Origin of the sequence: Leptospira langatensis, from assembly GCF_004770615.1 — a bacterium.
Classification (GTDB): Bacteria; Spirochaetota; Leptospiria; order Leptospirales; family Leptospiraceae; genus Leptospira_B; species Leptospira_B langatensis.
In genome coordinates this window covers 25,796-43,735 of record NZ_RQER01000010.1, presented here as the reverse complement: position 1 = coordinate 43,735, position 17,940 = coordinate 25,796, and the positions used below count along the sequence as shown (strand labels likewise).

At 46.2% G+C, this 17,940-nt stretch carries 17 protein-coding genes and 2 tRNA genes; 5 read left to right on the top strand and 14 right to left on the bottom strand.

The window, feature by feature from the left end:
• Positions 1-53: 53 nt before the first annotated feature.
• The 10 genes from rpoC to EHO57_RS14400 form a co-directional block, all read right to left on the bottom strand.
• Positions 54-4,259: a DNA-directed RNA polymerase subunit beta' gene (gene rpoC, locus EHO57_RS14445; RefSeq protein ID WP_135646012.1), complete on the bottom strand. Its 4,206-nt coding sequence runs from the start codon at positions 4,257-4,259 to the stop codon at positions 54-56.
• Positions 4,260-4,271: 12 nt separating this feature from the next.
• Positions 4,272-7,952, bottom strand: coding sequence for a DNA-directed RNA polymerase subunit beta (rpoB, locus tag EHO57_RS14440; RefSeq protein ID WP_135646013.1), 3,681 nt, complete (start codon positions 7,950-7,952; stop codon positions 4,272-4,274).
• Positions 7,953-8,090: 138 nt separating this feature from the next.
• Entirely contained in the window at positions 8,091-8,474 is a 384-nt protein-coding gene (rplL, locus tag EHO57_RS14435) for a 50S ribosomal protein L7/L12 (protein ID WP_135585865.1), read from the bottom strand.
• A 54-nt stretch (positions 8,475-8,528) separates the two neighbouring features.
• Positions 8,529-9,062 carry a 50S ribosomal protein L10 gene (gene rplJ / locus EHO57_RS14430; RefSeq protein WP_135646014.1) on the bottom strand — a complete coding sequence of 178 codons (534 nt, stop codon included), beginning with the start codon at positions 9,060-9,062 and terminating at the stop codon, positions 8,529-8,531.
• 26 nt (positions 9,063-9,088) lie between these two features.
• Positions 9,089-9,781 carry a 50S ribosomal protein L1 gene (gene rplA / locus EHO57_RS14425; protein WP_135646015.1) on the bottom strand — a complete coding sequence of 231 codons (693 nt, stop codon included), beginning with the start codon at positions 9,779-9,781 and terminating at the stop codon, positions 9,089-9,091.
• Positions 9,782-9,783: 2 nt separating this feature from the next.
• Complete coding sequence (gene rplK, locus EHO57_RS14420) at positions 9,784-10,212, bottom strand: 50S ribosomal protein L11 (protein WP_020770515.1); 429 nt, start codon at positions 10,210-10,212, stop codon at positions 9,784-9,786.
• Between the two features lie 40 nt (positions 10,213-10,252).
• Positions 10,253-10,798 (bottom strand): transcription termination/antitermination protein NusG, encoded by a 546-nt coding sequence (gene nusG, locus EHO57_RS14415; RefSeq protein WP_135646017.1) that lies wholly within the window; start codon positions 10,796-10,798, stop codon positions 10,253-10,255.
• Between the two features lie 24 nt (positions 10,799-10,822).
• Positions 10,823-11,005, bottom strand: a complete 183-nt coding sequence (gene secE, locus EHO57_RS14410; RefSeq protein WP_135585855.1) for a preprotein translocase subunit SecE — start codon at positions 11,003-11,005, stop codon at positions 10,823-10,825.
• 41 nt (positions 11,006-11,046) lie between these two features.
• Positions 11,047-11,117: transfer RNA gene (locus EHO57_RS14405), tRNA-Trp, on the bottom strand.
• 10 nt (positions 11,118-11,127) lie between these two features.
• Positions 11,128-11,199 (bottom strand) — tRNA-Thr (locus tag EHO57_RS14400).
• Positions 11,200-11,523: 324 nt separating this feature from the next.
• Here EHO57_RS14400 and EHO57_RS14395 point away from each other — a divergent pair.
• The 4 genes from EHO57_RS14395 (at position 11,524) to EHO57_RS14380 (ending at position 14,143) form a co-directional block, all read left to right on the top strand.
• On the top strand, positions 11,524-11,727 hold the full coding sequence (locus EHO57_RS14395) for a type II toxin-antitoxin system VapB family antitoxin (protein WP_135646018.1): 204 nt from the start codon (positions 11,524-11,526) through the stop codon (positions 11,725-11,727).
• Complete coding sequence (locus EHO57_RS14390; protein ID WP_135646019.1) at positions 11,724-12,089, top strand: type II toxin-antitoxin system VapC family toxin; 366 nt, start codon at positions 11,724-11,726, stop codon at positions 12,087-12,089. Before EHO57_RS14395 ends, EHO57_RS14390 begins: the two co-directional genes overlap by 4 nt.
• A 6-nt stretch (positions 12,090-12,095) precedes the next feature.
• Positions 12,096-13,202 carry a helix-turn-helix domain-containing protein gene (locus tag EHO57_RS14385; protein WP_135646020.1) on the top strand — a complete coding sequence of 369 codons (1,107 nt, stop codon included), beginning with the start codon at positions 12,096-12,098 and terminating at the stop codon, positions 13,200-13,202.
• A gap of 104 nt (positions 13,203-13,306) precedes the next feature.
• Complete coding sequence (locus EHO57_RS14380) at positions 13,307-14,143, top strand: sterol desaturase family protein (RefSeq protein ID WP_135646021.1); 837 nt, start codon at positions 13,307-13,309, stop codon at positions 14,141-14,143.
• A 392-nt stretch (positions 14,144-14,535) separates the two neighbouring features.
• Here the strand turns inward: EHO57_RS14380 and EHO57_RS14375 are convergent, their stop codons facing one another.
• Together EHO57_RS14375 and EHO57_RS14370 are read right to left on the bottom strand one after the other, a co-directional pair.
• Positions 14,536-15,543, bottom strand: coding sequence for a hypothetical protein (locus EHO57_RS14375; RefSeq protein ID WP_246050707.1), 1,008 nt, complete (start codon positions 15,541-15,543; stop codon positions 14,536-14,538).
• Positions 15,544-15,661: 118 nt separating this feature from the next.
• Complete coding sequence (locus EHO57_RS14370) at positions 15,662-15,961, bottom strand: helix-turn-helix domain-containing protein (protein ID WP_135646022.1); 300 nt, start codon at positions 15,959-15,961, stop codon at positions 15,662-15,664.
• A gap of 159 nt (positions 15,962-16,120) precedes the next feature.
• On the opposite strand from EHO57_RS14370, the gene EHO57_RS14365 reads away from it, so the two are divergent.
• A complete protein-coding gene (locus tag EHO57_RS14365; protein WP_425460798.1) occupies positions 16,121-16,822 on the top strand; it encodes a DJ-1/PfpI family protein in 702 nt (233 codons plus the stop codon).
• A gap of 13 nt (positions 16,823-16,835) precedes the next feature.
• On the opposite strand, the gene EHO57_RS14360 is transcribed toward EHO57_RS14365, so the two are convergent.
• Positions 16,836-17,198, bottom strand: a complete 363-nt coding sequence (locus EHO57_RS14360) for an LA_3696 family protein (protein ID WP_246050706.1) — start codon at positions 17,196-17,198, stop codon at positions 16,836-16,838.
• A 169-nt stretch (positions 17,199-17,367) separates the two neighbouring features.
• A complete protein-coding gene (locus EHO57_RS14355) occupies positions 17,368-17,916 on the bottom strand; it encodes an NADPH-dependent FMN reductase (RefSeq protein ID WP_135646025.1) in 549 nt (182 codons plus the stop codon).
• Positions 17,917-17,940 lie beyond the last annotated feature (24 nt).

Genomic DNA, 17,940 nt, shown 5'->3' with positions numbered 1-17,940 from the left:
TGGTGACCTATTTTACCAGTTCTTCCCAACCTGCTCTGTTGTAAAGCTTTCCTTTAATTCTCGTTGTCTTCCGGTATGGCCATTGGAATTTCTTCTTCTTCCACTTCCAGAGGACGATCTAGATCCCCGTAGGTCTCTTTGAATACCGCTACATCGCGGTATTTTCTCATTCCGGTTCCCGCAGGGATCATGTGACCGATGATCACATTCTCCTTAAGTCCCATTAAGTTATCCGTTTTTCCTTTGATCGCGGCGTCAGTCAGAACCTTCGTAGTTTCCTGGAAGGAAGCTGCGGAGAAGAAAGACTCCGTATTCAAAGAGGCTTTTGTTAAACCTAAAAGAATAGGAACACATTGTGCAGGAGATCCACCTTCTGCTACCACTCTCTTGTTCTCTTCCAAGAAAGCGAAGCGGTCTACCTGCTGCTGGTTCACGAAGGAAGTGTCTCCGGAATCGGTGATCAAGACCTTACGCATCATTTGGCGAACAACGACCTCGATATGCTTATCGTTGATATGCACCCCTTGGAGTCTGTAAACCTCTTGGACCTCTTGCACTAGATATACTTGGAGCGCGGTTACACCTTTTACTCTCAAGATATCGTGAGGATCCAGATTTCCGTCGTCCATCTGATCTCCGCGTTTTACGAAGTCTCCGTGACGAACGCGCAACTGCTTACCGATAGGGATGGTAACCTTTACCTTATCCAGCTCTTCGTTATCCGGAACAATGTACAGAACTCGTTTTTCTTTTACGATCTCGCCGTTGTCTTCGATCCTTCCGTCAGTCTCAGCCAGAGTGGTTGCATCTTTCGGGCGACGTGCCTCGAAGAGTTCATCCACACGAGGAAGACCTCCGGTAATGTCTCGGGTTTTCTCGGCTACAGTCGGGATCTTGAACAGAATGTCCCCGGCCTTCACCTTATCTCCGTTTTGAACGGAAATGATCGCATCCACCGGAACCAAATATTCTTCTTTGCTTCCGCCGGAAGATACTACGATCCTTGGGATCAATTTTTCCCTACGCTGTTCGATCACTTTATAATTAACGTTAGACGTTTTTACGTCCTCATCGCGTCGTACGTTCTTACCGACTTCCAAATCCACCCAAGCGGCAGTTCCTTCTACTTCGGAGACTCCGATCTCGTTGAACGGGTCAAATTCTCCCAAAGCTTGGTTCGCCTCGGTAATCTGCGCTACTTTCACGTTTAGAGAGGTTGCAGTTTTCACAGGAACAACTGCTTCTTCTCCTAAGATCCTAAAGATCCCGTCTGCGATCTTAATGGTTCCTGGAGCTTCGGAAGTTACGTTCTCTCCGGAAGCAAGAGTTGCAACCAACTCCCCTTTATCCACTTTCTGACCGTTTTCAACACGAAGGTTGGTCAGTTCGGAAGAGTTGAACTGTTGGATCAATCTTTGGACAACGATGGATCCGCGACGAGTGAAGATCAAACCTCTATCAGAAGTTTGTAAAGTACGACCGTTGATCGCATTTACGACCGCTCGGTATCCTACCTTGTGCTCTTTCTCTTGTACTTTTGCGGAAGCGGCACCACCGATGTGGAATGTTCTCATCGTCAACTGGGTTCCAGGCTGACCGATGGACTGAGCCGCGATAGTTCCCACAGCTTCTCCGATCTCCGCAGGAGTCAGACGAGCCATGTCCATACCGTAGCACTTAATACAAATTCCCCAACGGGATTCGCAGGTAAGAGGAGAACGAACTTTGATCCTTTCGTAACCAAGGTTCTCCAGTTTCTGTCCTACTTCTCTAGTCACGAGGGTTCCTTTCGGATACACCACACTTTCGGAAACAGGGTCGATAATGTCTTCTGCCGTATAACGTCCGAATACGCGATCACTGAGAGAAACGATTACGTTCTCTCCTTCTTTCACGGTTCCGAGAGTGATATGCTCTTCAGTTCCGCAATCGTCTTCGGAAACGATCACGTCTTGGGAAATATCCACCAAACGACGGGTCAGGTAACCTGCATCCGCAGTTTTTAACGCGGTATCCGCAAGACCCTTACGAGCACCGTGAGTGGAGATGAAGAATTCAAGAACGCTCAATCCCTCGCGGAAGTTAGAGCGGATCGCAAGCTCGATGATCTCACCGGAAGGTTTCGCCATCAAACCGCGCATCCCTGCCAGCTGACGGATCTGTTGTTTAGATCCGCGCGCACCGGAAGCAGCCATGATGAAGACAGGGTTATATCCACCCTTGTCTTTTTCCAATTCCTTGAACATGGAATCAGTGATGAGGTCGTTGGTCTTAGTCCAGATCTCGATCACTTTTTTCTTACGTTCTTCGTTCGTGATAATACCTTTACGATATTCTCCGTCGGCTCTTTCTACTTCTTTGTTAGCGTCGCCAACAAGAGTAACTTTACCCGGAGACACTCTGATATCTTCGATAGAGATAGTCGGGCTGAAGATAGTAGCGTAGCGATATCCTAATTTCTTGATATCGTCCAGCATCAGAACGGTTTGAGCCGGCCCGTATTTCTCGTACACTTCCGCAATGATCCTGTTGGTCTCTTTATCAGAGAGAGCACGGTTCACATAAGGATATCCTTCCGGAAGAACGGTGTTGAAGATCAAACGACCCGCAGTTGTCTCCAGGATCTTTCCTTGGTGAAGAACGGAAATCTTAGTTCTATACTCGATCACTCCTCTGTCGATCGCGTAAGTAACCTCGTCCAGGTTCGCGAAAGACTTAAGAGGCACTCCCGCCTCGGAAGGAAGCTCGGAAGTTAGATAATAAATCCCGAGTACGATATCCTGAGTAGGTCCGCAGATCGGGTGACCGTTTGCAGGGTTCAGGATATTGTGAGGAGAAAGCATGAGCATCCATACTTCCAACTGAGCCTTTGGAGTCAGTGGAACGTGGATCGCCATCTGGTCCCCGTCAAAGTCCGCGTTGAACGCGTGACAAACGAGAGGGTGAAGCTTGATCGCTTTACCTTCGACCAGAACTGGCAAGAAGGCTTGGATCCCTAAACGGTGAAGGGTAGGAGCACGGTTCAACATGACCGGATGTTCTTTCACTACCGTTTCGAGAACGTCGAAGACTTCTTTTTCTTCTGCTTCTACCTTCTTCTTAGCTGACTTGATGTTCGGAGCCAGGTCCAGATCCACCAAACGCTTCATTATAAAAGGCTTAAATAGTTCGAGAGCCATCTTTTTAGGAAGACCCATCTCATGGTATTTCAGCTCGGGACCGACGACGATCACGGAACGACCGGAGTAGTCCACACGCTTACCGAGTAGGTTTTGGCGGAAACGTCCTTGTTTTCCTTTCAGCATGTCTGAAATGGATTTTAGAGGTCTGTTTCCTTTTCCTTTAACAGTACGTTTGCGACGGCTGTTGTCGAATAACGCGTCTACCGCTTCTTGGAGCATACGTTTTTCGTTACGAACGATGATCTCAGGAGCTTTTAACGCGAGAAGGCGTTTCAGACGGTTATTACGGTTGATGACTCGGCGATAAAGGTCGTTCAAGTCGGAAGTAGCAAAACGTCCACCTTCTAACTGCACCATTGGGCGAAGTTCAGGAGGGATGACAGGAACCACATCCAATACCATCCACTCTGGACGGTTTCCTGAATCGCGGAAAGCCTCGAGAACTTCGAGACGTTTCAGGATCCTTTTATCGGAGATCTTTTCTTTCTCTTGGATTTTCTGACGAATGATACGAGCTTCTGCGTCAACGTCGATACGAGAGAGAAGTTCTTTGATTGCATCTGCGCCGATACCTGCTACGAATTTGTCGCCGTATTCGTCTAGGTAGGCGTGATATTCTTCTTCGTCGATGAGCTCACCGCGGTTTCTTCCGGTATCAGCCGGATCGATGATCACGTATTTCTCGAAGTAGAGAACGCTCTTGAGCTGATTGATCGTCATGTCCAGAAGAAGTCCCATTCTGGAAGGAACGGAACGATAGTACCAGATATGAGAAACAGGAGCAGCGAGTTCGATATGACCCATGCGCTCACGACGAACTTTAGAGTGAGTTACCTCGACGCCGCATTTGTCGCAAACCACACCTTTATAACGGATAGACTTGAACTTACCGCAGTAGCATTCCCAGTCCTTTGTGGTCCCGAAAATTTTCTCGCAGAAGAGACCGTCTCTTTCCGGTTTTAGAGTACGGTAGTTGATCGTTTCCGGCTTTTTAACCTCTCCGTAAGACCATTCTTTGATCCTTTCTGGAGATGCCAGTCTGATTGTGATTGATTCGAAGTCGTTATTGGATCTCATGCTACCTTTCCCTTAGGCGTTTTCGATTGTCTCGAATTTGATCTTCTTCTTGCTCTTGGAATATTCGTCCTCGTAGTCGGAGATATCAACGCTGTTACCTTCCGAATCGGTGATGACGATATCCAATGCAAGTCCCCTGAGTTCCTGCACCAATACGTTAAAGGACTCCGGAATTCCAGGTTTAATGGAATGGATCCCTTTGACGATGGCTTCATAAATCCTAGCTCTTCCCAACATATCGTCCGACTTGATGGTAAGAAGTTCCTGAAGAGTATGAGAAGCGCCGTAAGCTTCGAGAGCCCAGACCTCCATCTCTCCCAAACGCTGACCACCGAATTGAGCCTTTCCTCCCAGAGGTTGTTGAGTAACCAAGGAGTAAGGTCCGGTAGAACGAGCGTGGATCTTGTCGTCCACCAAGTGAGCGAGTTTCAACATGTAGATGTAACCGCAGAATACCTCGTTCATGAAAGGTAATCCGGTACGTCCGTCGTATAATTTGAATTTAGAGCTGAGTGGAAGATTTGCTTCCTTGCAATACTTCTCAACGTCTGCTTCGGTTGCTCCGTCGAAGACCGGGGTCTCGAAATTGATACCGAGTTTGCTTGCAGCAAGTCCCAGCTGAGTTTCGAAGATCTGTCCCAGGTTCATACGAGAAGGAACACCTAATGGGTTCAACACGATATCCATCGGAGTACCGTCTTCCATATAAGGCATGTCCTCTTCGGCCATGATGCGAGCGACGACACCTTTGTTACCGTGACGTCCTGCCATTTTATCTCCGACGAGAAGCTTACGCTTACGAGCTACGAAGACTTTTACCATTTCTTCAACGCCCGCAGGAAGTTCGTCGCCTCTTTCACGAGAGAAACGTTTGATATCGATTACGGTTCCTTCGAATCCGTTCGGCATGCGAAGAGAAGAATCTCTTACTTCTTTCGCCTTCTCTCCGAAGATGGAATGAAGAAGTTTGTATTCAGGAGTGAGGTCCGTTTCTCCTTTTGGAGTCACCATTCCCACCAGGATATCTCCCGGTTTCACTTCCGCTCCGACTCGGATCACACCGGTCTCATCTAGATCGCGGAATGCCTTGTCGGAAAGATTCGGGATATCTCGAGTGATCTGCTCTTGTCCCAATTTGGTCTCACGAGCTTGGATCTCGAACTCTTCGATATGGATAGAAGAGAAGATATCGTCTTTAACTACTTTTTCGGAGATCAGGATCGCATCCTCGAAGTTGTAACCTTCCCAAGGCATGAAAGCCACAAGAACGTTACGTCCGAGTGCGAGAGTTCCGTTGTCCACTGCTGGACCGTCCGCAAGAACAGTTCCCTTCTGGAGGATGTTCCCGTTCTCGTCCATTCTCTCACCCAGAACGATCTGTCCTGCAAGAGTGGATCCTCTGCGAACTTCTTCTCCGTTATTTACGATCGGTTGGTATTGCTTGATCCCGGAAACAAGAGAGTATTCTCTTACGCTTCCGTTATCCGCGGTCACTTCGATCTTCTCTTTGCTGACCTTGGATACTCTTCCGTCGATCTCTGAATGAACTACTCCTACAACAGGAGTTTGATTGAAACAAGTGCCTTGGTTGGTCTTCTTGAATTTGGTGAGATCGTAAGTGTCGGATTCTTTTCCTCCCTTACGCTCAATGATCACCTTCTCCGCATCTACATATTTCACAACACCGTCATGTCTGGAGATAATACAAATACGAGAGTCATATGCGGCACGGGTTTCCATACCAGTTCCCACATAAGGAGCCTCTTGGCGAAGAAGAGGAACTGCCTGACGTTGCATGTTGGAACCCATGAGTGCGCGGTTCGCGTCATCATGTTCCAGGAACGGAATCAGAGCCGTAGAGACCGAAACCACCTGCATAGGAGTCAAGTCCATGTACTGGATCTCATTCGGGCTGCGGAACGGATAATCGGATCTGTGACGAGTAGAGATCAGTTTGCTCTTGAACTCGCCTTTCTCATCCACAGGAGAAGAAGAGACTGCGATAGAATGATATTCTTCCTTATCCGCAGTCAGATACTCGATATGATTTCCGACCTTGCTGTTCTTAACGGTGCGATATGGAGTTTCTAAGAACCCGTAATCGTTCACTCTTGCATAAGAAGACATGGAAAGAATGAGTCCGATGTTTGGACCTTCCGGAGTCTCGATCGGGCACATACGGCCGTAGTGGCTATAGTGAACGTCACGCACTTCGAATCCCGCTCTGTCTCTGGAAAGACCTCCAGGTCCAAGCGCGTTCAAACGACGTTTGTGTGTGAGCTCTGCCAGAGGGTTTGTCTGGTCCATGAACTGGGACAATTGGCTGGAACCGAAGAACTCGTTGATAACTGCAGTGATCGGCTTGATAGAGATCAGAAGCTGAGGAGTTTGAGTTCCCACTTCTTGGACAGTCATTCTTTCCTTGATCACTCTTTCTACTCGAGTGAAACCAACTTTCAATTGGTTCGCGATGAGCTCGCCTACGGAACGGATACGACGGTTTCCTAAGTGGTCGATATCGTCCGGATAATAGTTCTCCGTTTCGGAGATCAGGTTCAGAAGATAGCGAACAGTCTCGATGATATCTGCAGGTCTTAGAACTCTTTCGTGAGCGCTTGAGAATTCTTTCGGGTTATTGAACTCGAATTTGCTATTGATCTTATAACGGCCCACATCTCCCAGATCAAAGGTCTTAGGAGAGAAGAAGAGACGGTTCAGTTCCGCTTCCGCATTCTCTATGGTAGAAGGTTCTCCCTGTCTCATAATGCTATGGAATTTCAGGATAGCGTCTTCGTAATCGTTAACGCCGTCTTTCTCCAAGCAGTTGACCAGAACAGGATTATCCTTGTCGCGAGGATATTCTACCAGTTCGACTTCCTTCACCTTCATCTCTTTTAGGATGGAGATATTGTCTTCGTTGATCTTGGAACCGGCATCGAGCATAACCTCTCCGGTTTCCATATTGATCACGTCGGCGATCACTCTGCGTCCGATCAGACGCTTCAATTCTTTGGAGGAAGCTCCGCCGATCTTCGCCTTAGAGGATTTATAGAAGAGTCTCAGGATCTCTTCGTTGGTCCCGTGTCCCAGAGACTTAACAAGAAGAGTAGCAGGGAATTTTTTCTTCCGGTCGATCTTTGCAACCAGGATCCCCTTATTGTCCATCTCGAATTCCAACCAGGATCCGCGATACGGGATCACTCTGGCAGAGTAAGTATCTCTTTCTTCGTCATAGGAGAAGAAGATACCAGGAGAACGGTGAAGCTGAGACACGACCACGCGCTCTGCTCCGTTGATGATAAAAGTACCTTGCTCGGTCATCACAGGAAGATCGCCCATATAGACGACCTGCTCGCGAATCTCACCGGTTTCTTTGATAATGAGTCGGATAACTGCTTTTAAAGGAAGTGCAAAGGTCGCATCCGTATCCTTGCATTCTTGAGGGTTCTTCTTAGCTTCGCCCAGGACATAGTGGCTGTATTCCATGACCATGTCGTTGTTTGGACTTTCGATCGGGAATGTTTCCCGGAAGACCGCTTCTAAACCTTGGTTCTTTCTCTTGGTGGGGTCCTTAACTTCCGATTGAAGAAACCAGTCGAAGGACTTCTTCTGAATCTGAATCAAGTTAGGAAGGTAATCCAGATTGGTGATCTTACCGAAGTTTACCCGTTTTCTCTCTACTTGACCGTACATTCGTGTTGCCCCCTAGGGTTGTGGAAAATAATTACGCGAGCGGAGAAAATACAATTAGGCAAGGAAGTCCGCTGGCCTCCCTGCCTGAGTGAAAGGATTGTAATCAGATATCGAGGAGACAAAGCCTCGGTTCCCTGATTAGACTGCCTTAAGTTCGATTTGAGCGCCGACAGCTTCTAATTTCTTTTTAAGATCGTCAGCTTCTGCTTTCGCAACGCCTTCTTTAACGGATTTTCCGCCAGCTTCGACTAAGTCTTTAGCTTCTTTCAAGCCAAGACCAGTGATCTCGCGAACAACCTTAATAACTTCGATTTTTTTGTCTCCGAAGCCTTTCAAGATTACGTTGAAGGATGCAGGCTCATCTGCTGCTGCCGCTCCGCCAGCTGCTGGTGCCGCAGCTGCAACTGCTACTGGAGCCGCTGCGGAAATTCCGAACTTCTCCTCCATTTTTTTAACTAGGTCAGCTGCTTCCACGAGGGTAAGTTTGCCGAGTTGCTCTAATAACGCTTCAGTGGTAGACATTTTGTGCTCCTTAGATTCCGTTTGGTCCTTTAAACTACTTACTAAAATTTGTTCTTACTGGTTGTTCTTTTCTGCGACAGCTTGGATAGCTCTTGCAAGTCCTGCGATAATTTGGTTCATACCAGAAGCGATGCTTCTTGCCGGACCGTTGATACCGCCTGCGATCTGTGCCAAGAGTTGCTCTCTTGACGGAAGACCTGCGATTGCTTCCACTCCTTCCGCGTTCAGAACGGATCCGTCTAAATATCCCGCTTTCAGAATAAGGTTCTTATTCGTCTTAGCGTATTCTTTTAGGATCTTCGCCGCGTTGGGAAGGTTCGCGTCTGAGAAAATTGCCGCTAGCGTTCCCTGATATTCGGGACCGAAAGCGATGTTCTTATCCTTATGCTTCTCGGATTCTTTCAGCGCGAGAAGAAAGAGATTATTCTTGATCACTTTCATCTCGGATCCTTCCTTGCGAAGCTTCGCACGAAGGTCGGTGATCTCAGCCACCGTGAGTCCGCTGTAGCTGGCTAGGATGAAGTCGCTACGTTTTTCTAATCTGCCTTTTAATTCGGCTACTGCTTCAAATTTTTCCTGGCTGGGCATTGTTCCTACTCCCGTCTACTACATCCTCAGATGGATGTGTTGACCAGTTCCTTAACGTCCACTTTCACGCCCGCTCCCATAGTAGGAGACACGGAGAAAGTTTTCAGATAATCACCCTTAGCATCCGAAGGTTTATCCCGGAGAAGAGTTTGAACTACTGTGCGAATGTTTTCCACGAGTTTGGTATGATCGAAACTGACCTTGCCCACTCCAAGATGCACCACACCGCCTTTGTCTGGGCGATATTCGATACGTCCGGATTTTAACTCTGCAACCGCTTTCGCTACGTCGTTAGTCACGGTTCCGGCCTTAGGCTTAGGCATTAAACCCTTGCGTCCTAAGATCGGTCCGAGCTTTCCTACTTCCTTCATCATATCGGGAGTAGCGACGCAAGCGTCGAAATCGGTCCAACCGCCGGCAACTTTCTCGATCAAGTCCATATCGCCCACGAATTCCGCACCTGCGTTTTTCGCGTCGTTCTGTTTGTCTCCTTTGCAGAAAACAAGGACCCGAACCAGTTTACCGGTTCCGTGAGGAAGGGAAATGGTCCCTCTCACGTTCTGTAGAGATTTATAATTTACTTTGGTAGAGATCTCTATCGTTCCATCAAACTTAGTGTAAGAAGTAGCCTGTGCAAGTTCCACAGCCTTCTCGATAGGATACACTTTTGTTGCGTCGACTTTCTCTTTCGCTGCGCGATATTTCTTTCCGCGTTTCATAATTAACCCTCTACCGTAACGCCCATGGAGCGACAAGTTCCCGCGATGATTTGAACGGCTGCGTCCAGATCGTTTGCGTTTAAGTCTTCCATTTTGGTTTTAGCAATTTCTTCTAATTGCTTGCGAGTGATCTTCCCAACCTTAACAGTATGAGGAGTTGCGGAACCAGTCTCTAATCCGATCGCTTTCTTAACAAGTAGAGCTGCCGGAGGGGACTTGGTAATGAATGTAAAACTCCTGTCGGAGAATACTGTGATCACAACGGGGAGCTTATAACCCATTTGGTTTTTAGATCTCTCGTTGAACTGTTTGCAGAACTCCATGATGTTCAATCCTGCCTGACCGAGAGCCGGTCCGACTGGAGGAGCAGGGTTGGCCTTTCCGGCTTCAACCTGGAGCTTGATCTGCTTTACTACTTTTTTTGCTGCCATTGGCGAAACACCTTATTTGTTTCTCCCGGTTTCCCACCGGTCAGGGTTCGGTTTTAACCTGTAGATAATCTAGTTCCACAGGAGTGGAGCGACCGAAGATCTCCACTTTCACTCTGAGTCTTCCTTTATCAGGGAAGATCTCATCTACGACTCCGGTAAAATTAGCGAAAGGCCCGTCGATAATCTTCAGGCTATCTCCCACTTTAAACAATAAGCGAGGAGTCACCGGCTCCTCGGATTGGAACTCTCCGGTTTCCGCGAAAAGGTTTTTCACCTCGTCAACAGAAAGAGGTTCCGGTCCTCCGTCTTTGCTCCCCACAAAAGTGGAAACAGAAGGAAGACTCTGGATCATGAAGCGAAGGTCTTCGTCCATATCCATCTCAACAAGAACGTAACCCGGCATGAGTTTCTTCTTAGTGACCTTCTTCTTGCCGTTCTTCATCTCGGCGACTTCCATGGTAGGAATACGCACTTGAGAAATCTTCTCCTCCAGCTTACGCTGTTGGACTAGCTTCTCCAGATTTTTTTGGACCTTATTCTCATGACCGGAATAAGTCTGTAACGCATACCATTTCAAATCGCCCATTGTTACCACACCAGTCCTCTGCCCTTACAGATTCCAGAATCCGGTCAGGAGTTTTACAAACGCAGTATCCGAAAGAAAAAGAAATGCGGAGAAAAATAATACGGTGCCCAACACTACGAAGGTGGATTGCATCACTTCTTGTCTGTTCGGCCACTGAACTTTCTTCAGTTCCTCTCTACATTCTTGTATAAAAGCGCCTAACTTCACTTAATAAATCCTTCTTACATTCTAGTCCCGGAGCAGAACTCCAGGTCTGGAGAGAATCGAACTCCCACCAAGGACTTTGGAGATCCTTGTTCTACCATTAAACTACAGACCTATTAGAACTAAGCCCTCTACCAGGCTTGAACTGGTGACCCCTTCCTTACCATGGAAGTGCTCTACCACTGAGCTAAGAGGGCATGTCTTGCTACCCGGCTCCCGGGAGAGGAGCTAGAAATACACAGTATTTTTACCCAGGGTCCCCGGTCAAGGTTTTAGCCAAGATGCCGAGGAAGATGGCATTATTTATGCAAGGAGCAGGTTGGAAAGGGGGATTTTTATTAGGGCGAAAAGATTTCCATTCATCAAATGCGACATAAGTTAAGGACAGGATCCTCAAAATTCTGTCTCTTCTTCCAATTTATAGAATAGAGAAGAAGCAGGAAGCCATTTCCATTCTCCGGAACCACTTTTCCTCCCCTGGAGCTTGACATTACATCTATATTAACCATATAATACCATATATGATAGCTGTCAAAACCACTCTTTATATTCCGGACGAGCTGATCCATACTGCTCAAATGTATACAGGCATCCAAGAAAAGACCCGCTTGGTGCAAGAAGGCTTACGGGCACTGATCCGGGAAAAATCCGCAGAGAGACTGGCCCTTTTAGGAGGAAGCGATCCGAAAGCGGAAGGACCGACCCGCAGAAAAGGCGTTAAATGAGCGGAGTGCTGGTAGACACTTCCGTTTGGATCAATCATTTTCGTAAATCGGACCCGAAGCTAGTTGAACTGCTCCATTCAGGCATGGTCCGCCGTCATCCCATGATAGAAGGAGAACTGAGCCTGGGAAATTTTAAGAATAAGGGCGCTTTCTTGACCGAGTATTCCCAATTGCTGGAAGTTCCTACAGCGAATCATCAGGAAGCCATGATCTTCTCCGAAAGAAATTCTTTGGCGGGACATGGGATCGGCTGGATAGACGCTCATCTCTTAGCAAGCTGCGCCTTAGGAAGCGCTAGATTATACTCCGCCGATATTTCTCTCAGCAAGGCTGCGGAAAAGATCGGGATCGGAGAGATCTAATCTGACATGGTGAATTTTTCTTTTACTTCTCTATTTCTGACATTCTCTTTAGGACTAGCATTTCTATTCAGCCTAGGGGAGATCTTTTCTAATCCCAGAGGAGAAAAACAAAACCTACTCGCTTTCATTTTCTTTTTAGTAGGGATCTTTCTAACTCACGCGTTTTTACTTACATGTAAAATGATCGTCTTCTTTCCGGGTCTGTATTTGACTCATCTTCCTGTTTCCGCATTGATGGGACCTTTTCTAGAACGTTATCTTCTTCTTGCCATGGGAAATCCTCCCCAATCTAAAAAGATACTGTATCTGAAAACGCTTCCTGCGCTTGGGATCCTACTCTGGATGCTTCCGTTTTATCTTTCAAACGGTCCTGAAAAGATCTCGCTCTTACAAAATATGCAAATTACAGGTCTGCCTTTATTCTTAAAGATCCCTGTGCTCAGCGCTATGGGAGTAATGTTTGCGTTCTTAGGCTCTATATTATCCAAACTCTTTATGGAAGTTAGATATTCAGTAGTTTATAAGGATCCCAGAATGCTAACGATCCTTGGAGTCGCTTCTTTTACTCTTTTTATCCTTCTTTACGGATTCGTTTCCGTACTAAGCGGCTCCGCGAGAGGATTAGAAGGGGTCGGCTCCTTGATCGGGATCTTCTTATGTGCTCTCTATATATTAAGACAAGGCTACCCTGAATTCTTTCTGGAAGTCAGAAAGGTTGTGGAGGAAGAAAAGAAATACAAAGCCTCTCAACTCACTAGCCTAAATTTAGAAGAGATCCGAGAAAATCTAGAGAATCTTTTCGATCGGGAGAAGATCTATCTCCAGGAGGATCTGACTCTTTCGTATCTGGCCCAAAAACTCAAGATCAGCACTCACCAACTTTCGGAATACCTGAACAACGAACTGAAAAAGAATTTCTTCCAGTTGCTGAACGAATATAGGGTACAAGAAGCAAAACAAAGGATAGAATCCGACCCGCAGGGAGTACTCTTATCCATTGCGTATTCCTCAGGATTTCGCTCCAAATCCACTTTCAATGACGTTTTCCGAAAGGAAACAGGATTCACCCCTTCCGAATATCGCAGTAAAATCCGCAAAAAAAAGAGCAAATAAGTCCGATTGGATCGGTCCGGACCTTTATTTCCTTCCGATCCGATCGGAGAGGACGACTCTTTTCCAGAACTCCGCTACAATTCACTCAATCGTTCGGAGGAATAATGGGTATCAACGCTTGCGATTTCGGTTGGGAATGTGTCCGCAACTTCGGTCTTTTTCAGCTCTCTATGAATTTTATTAGGTACTATCCTCTCGCAGGACTTGCTTTCTTTGTCTTTTGGGTTTGGAAGAAAGGATACTTCGATAAATTCAGGATCCAGAAAAGTTTTCCTAAATGGGAGAAGGTTGTTTACGAGATCAAACAATCCGCGGTTACCATGGTAGTGTTCAGTTTGGTTGCGGTGATTTCCTTCAGTCTTCAAAAACTAGGGTATCTTCCAAGGGCACTCTACTTCCATATCTCCGAAAGAGGTTGGGCATATGCGATCTTCAGTTATATCCTGATCACCATCTGGCATGAGACTTGGTTTTATTGGGCTCATAGGCTCATGCACCACAAAAAGGTCTATACCTTCGTACATGCGATCCATCATAGATCCGTAAACCCTTCTCCTTTGGCGGCCTACAATTTCCATTGGGCGGAAGCATTCTTAGAAGCAATCTATATAGTTCCGTTCATCAGTTTGGTGCCGATCCACTTCGGGGTCTTCTTATTCCATACATTCTATGCGATGATCATGAATATCTGGTGGCATCTAGGATACGAATTCTTTCCGAAAGGCTGGGCAAGTCATCCGATCACTAAATGGATCAATACTTCTACTCATCACAACCAACATCATCAGAAATTCCATGGGAACTACAGCCTATACTTTAACTTCTGGGATAGGATCATGGGAACGAATTTCCCGAACTACGAAACATATTTCGACGAGGTAGCGGAGAGAAGAGAAGAAACATTCCAACCAAAGGCTTCCGAAATCGGCTTTGCAAAATAGCTCTTTATTTCTGGGGAAGGGATCGTAGATCCGATCTCTTCCTTTTTTTATTCCGAGCTCCCTCGAGAATTCCCTCCTCTATACGGTCGAACTCCCGTCCCTGACGGATAACAGGTATTCAAACAAGTATCATGAAGGGTCTGGCAGTAATAGTAAACGCCCAAAGGATTTTTGGAATCTTTCGTCAATAGGAGACAAACGGAGAAATTATGATCGCAACTCTTAAAGCAGGAAGAATCACTCGCGCAGGATACAAATGCAAGAAGAAGAGCGATAATAAGTAACGGTTTCATGATCTATACTTAAATTTGAAAATACGAAATGAGAGAATGAAATATAAGAATAGAATGCCCGATTATGCGGATCTTAGATGCTCAAAAGCCACCTTTCTCTCAATCAGAAGAAGAATCCTGCATTCGGATCAGTATTCTACCGTCTTCTTCCATTTTTACTTCTGATAAGGAAAGATTCTTGCGATATTGAGCAAAAGAAAATTCGAAAGGAGTAGCTTCATTCTTATCTTGGAGTAAGATCCTGCCTTGGTGCACTTGGATCCCGCCGAATAATAATTTTCCTCCGACTACATAGATATAATTTTTCGCTCCCGTCTTAGGAGGAGAAAGCTCTTGCTCCGAAATAAAATCGATCTGCAATGTTTCTTCATTCAGTTTAATTTCAGAAATTCTCCCTTCCACACCCGGATCCGGAAAAACGGAAAAAGGTTCGAAGAAGATCCGATTTCCTGAGATCACAAGTCCCTTCCCTTTCGGGAAACGGATCAGATCCTCGATGGAAACTCCCACAGTATTCAAAAGTTCTTTCGTATACGGATTCAATAATGCCTGCAAAGACTCGTTCTCGAGAAGTATCCTCCCCGATTCTTGGTCGATCTTCATATTCGCTATCTCTTCGAAAGCGACCCAGACAACGAGTTTCACCTCTCCATTGATCTTCAATTTCCAAGCTCCATTGTGCAAGATCGGAGCAATACGGATCTTACGAAGAGGAGATTCCGCAAAGGCAAGTAGCCTACCATTGATCAGTCTTTCCAAACTGGAATAAGGGATGCGGATCTCTCCGGAAAGGATTTTCAAACTAAAGGATTCGGGACGATCGAATGCCAACATATTTCCGGATCTGGAAATTGCCTCTAATGAGAGCGTTTTCGCATCCACATAAATTCCCTTTTGCCAATGAAAGCGTACATTCTTTAGCAAAAGATGAGGTCTTAAATAAAGAGCAGGAGATTCCGAGATCTCGGAATTAGAAAAAGGATCGCTGAGAGTGGACTCTATCTTTTCTAAGCTCATACGGCCCAGAAAGAAAAATAAGATCCCTATGAATACTAGACTCGTCCCATACACCAAGGACGATACATATTTGATCTTGGTCCGTTCCATTTCGCATAACCGCTAAGCGGATGCCTTCTTTTAAATTCTGCTTTGGCTCTTGGCTACTTCTTTTCTTTTGAAAACGGATTAGTTTGGCTTCTAATGAATCGTAGAAGCTTGACAAAGATCAGGATCTGATCTTCTTCTTAGTTGTGCTTGCCGCTTTGAGAGATTTTTTCTTAGATTTGGATTCCGACTTCTCTTCGAATCGGAAGAAGAAATCGTACGGCTTTTTGTACAATCTCGCAAGTCTCCAGAACTCTATTACATCTATTCTTCTATCGCCCGCTTCTATTTTGGAAACGAAGGACTGAGGGGCATCTAATTCTTGGGCAACTTCGATCTGGGTCAGCCCAGCCTCTTCCCTCGCTTTCTTTAATAAGCGCTGAAAGATCTTATATTCTTCTGTATAGATCGTCTTAGCCAAGCATAGGAATTCTACTTCCTATTTTAGAATATCCCAAATTGGCATATTTAGATTCGTTCGTTCCTCAAAGTCAGGGAGAAATTTCGTCCCAAGAGCTACTACTCGAACGGAAATCCTGCAAATTCAACTTGCCGAACCTTTTCGAAAACTTCTCCTTAGATCATGTCTTCCGAATTTCATATAGGAGTCCTAGTTTTTCCGGATCTCACCCCCTTGGACATGGTCGGGCCTTACGAGGTATTCTCCAGGATGAAGGGCGCAAAAGTCTCCTTGGTTGCCGAGTCCAAGGACCCGATCCGGTCCGAAAGAGGGCTCTTCTTCTTGCCGGATCTCAGCCTGGAAGAAGCTCCTGACTTCGATCTATTATTGGTGCCGGGAGGATTAGGGGTCAATCGTCTCATGGAGAACCAAAGGGTCCTTTCTTGGTTGAAAACGAAAGCGGAGAAGGCTCAATATCTCACTTCTGTCTGCACAGGCTCCCTAGTACTTGCTTCTGCAGGATTATTGAAAGGGTACCAAGCTACCTGCCATTGGCTTTCTTTAGATGTATTGTCCCTTTTTCCGGGAGTAGAAGTGAAGGAAGACAGAGTCGTCTTAGATAGAGATCGCGCCTCAGGCGGGGGAGTCACAGCAGGGATCGATTTTGCTCTATCCTTAGTCGCAGAACTCCAAGGCGAAAAGGCAGCCGAAGAGATCCAGTTGGTCTTGGAATACAATCCCGCTCCCCCATTTTCCTCAGGACATCCGAGTACTGTCCCGAAAGAAGTCTTAGAAGAAACAAAGGCCTCCCGAAAGAAGGCTCAGGATCTCAGAAAAGAGATCGCAGGCCGAGCTATCGAGAATTTGCAAATTGTACAATGAGGCGTCGGAAGCATTAAAGTTTTACGATCAATGCAAATATACCGGTCAAGGCTACCATAGTCGCTAAAGTCCACTTGATCTGAATGGAATTTAGTTTGTACATATCAGCGCGCAATAGACCGATCTCGTCCTTGAGCTCACTTTTCATTTCGGCCATGTCGGTCTTAAACTCCAAGCGAAGATTAGCCATGTCGGTTTTCATTTCGACGCGAAACATATGGATCTCTTCGGACAACCTTCTTTCAAATCTTTCGAAAACATGCTCCACAACATTCTCCTTGCTATGCGCAAACGCCTTGTTTAGAAAATCCGTAAAATTCTCGGAACCATCGGGACCCAATAGTTCTTCGAGTTTACGAGGAATTTTTTGAAACATCGGTATAGGCATTATCTTACTGCTCCTCAGCGAGAGGACAGTATATTTATCCAATCACCATATGGTTCAGGGCAAAAAAGAAGAGAAGTGCGCGGATTTTTTTATAAAATTCGCCGGAATATTTATTCCGGCCCTACCACGCAAAAGTGGAACAGAAATTCATTATATTCTAATAGGAGTTTTGGTTCATAGAAATTTCTTCCGCAAGAGCATTCACACAATTTTGGAGCTCTATGGCAGTATTCGGATCCGAAATATTTCCTTCTGCATCTATCTTCTTATTCACGGAAGCAATATTCAAGACCGCCTTATCCACAACTTTTGCAGTAAGAACACCCAAAAGTTGAATCAAGGCAGCCTGAGCCTTGGCCGCTCCTCCGTAACTAGGAGAAGCATTGATCAGAGCCACGGGCTTATTATAGAGTTCCGCACTGGAAACAATCCAATCCAAGGCATTCTTTAAAACTCCCGGGATAGCAAACGCATATTCTGGGCTCGAGAAAATGATCCCATCCGCCTTCTTCAATTCGTCTCGCCAAACTTGCACGGATTCAGGAGGGGTTTCCGTATCTAGATCCGGATTGAAATGAGGAATACGATCCAAAGGATCGGCTAACGTGATCTCTATGTTTTCCCTAGAATTTTTCTGAGCGGCGAGGAGTAAGGCGGTATTCGTCGAGCCCTTGCGAAGGCTTCCCGAGATGGCGAGCAGTTTCATGCTTGGTTTTCTTCCCGAAATATA

What these genes read in the sequence shown, in the direction of transcription:
- rpoC (WP_135646012.1), bottom strand. Translation starts at nt 4,259, where the DNA reads ATGAGATCCAATAACGACTTCGAATCAATCACAATCAGACTGGCATCT.
- rpoB (WP_135646013.1), bottom strand. Translation starts at nt 7,952, where the DNA reads ATGTACGGTCAAGTAGAGAGAAAACGGGTAAACTTCGGTAAGATCACC.
- rplL (WP_135585865.1), bottom strand. Translation starts at nt 8,474, where the DNA reads ATGTCTACCACTGAAGCGTTATTAGAGCAACTCGGCAAACTTACCCTC.
- rplJ (WP_135646014.1), bottom strand. Translation starts at nt 9,062, where the DNA reads ATGCCCAGCCAGGAAAAATTTGAAGCAGTAGCCGAATTAAAAGGCAGA.
- rplA (WP_135646015.1), bottom strand. Translation starts at nt 9,781, where the DNA reads ATGAAACGCGGAAAGAAATATCGCGCAGCGAAAGAGAAAGTCGACGCA.
- rplK (WP_020770515.1), bottom strand. Translation starts at nt 10,212, where the DNA reads ATGGCAGCAAAAAAAGTAGTAAAGCAGATCAAGCTCCAGGTTGAAGCC.
- nusG (WP_135646017.1), bottom strand. Translation starts at nt 10,798, where the DNA reads ATGGGCGATTTGAAATGGTATGCGTTACAGACTTATTCCGGTCATGAG.
- EHO57_RS14395 (WP_135646018.1), top strand. Translation starts at nt 11,524, where the DNA reads ATGATAGCTGTCAAAACCACTCTTTATATTCCGGACGAGCTGATCCAT.
- EHO57_RS14390 (WP_135646019.1), top strand. Translation starts at nt 11,724, where the DNA reads ATGAGCGGAGTGCTGGTAGACACTTCCGTTTGGATCAATCATTTTCGT.
- EHO57_RS14385 (WP_135646020.1), top strand. Translation starts at nt 12,096, where the DNA reads ATGGTGAATTTTTCTTTTACTTCTCTATTTCTGACATTCTCTTTAGGA.
- EHO57_RS14380 (WP_135646021.1), top strand. Translation starts at nt 13,307, where the DNA reads ATGGGTATCAACGCTTGCGATTTCGGTTGGGAATGTGTCCGCAACTTC.
- EHO57_RS14375 (WP_246050707.1), bottom strand. Translation starts at nt 15,543, where the DNA reads ATGGAACGGACCAAGATCAAATATGTATCGTCCTTGGTGTATGGGACG.
- EHO57_RS14360 (WP_246050706.1), bottom strand. Translation starts at nt 17,198, where the DNA reads ATGTTTCAAAAAATTCCTCGTAAACTCGAAGAACTATTGGGTCCCGAT.
- EHO57_RS14355 (WP_135646025.1), bottom strand. Translation starts at nt 17,916, where the DNA reads ATGAAACTGCTCGCCATCTCGGGAAGCCTTCGCAAGGGCTCGACGAAT.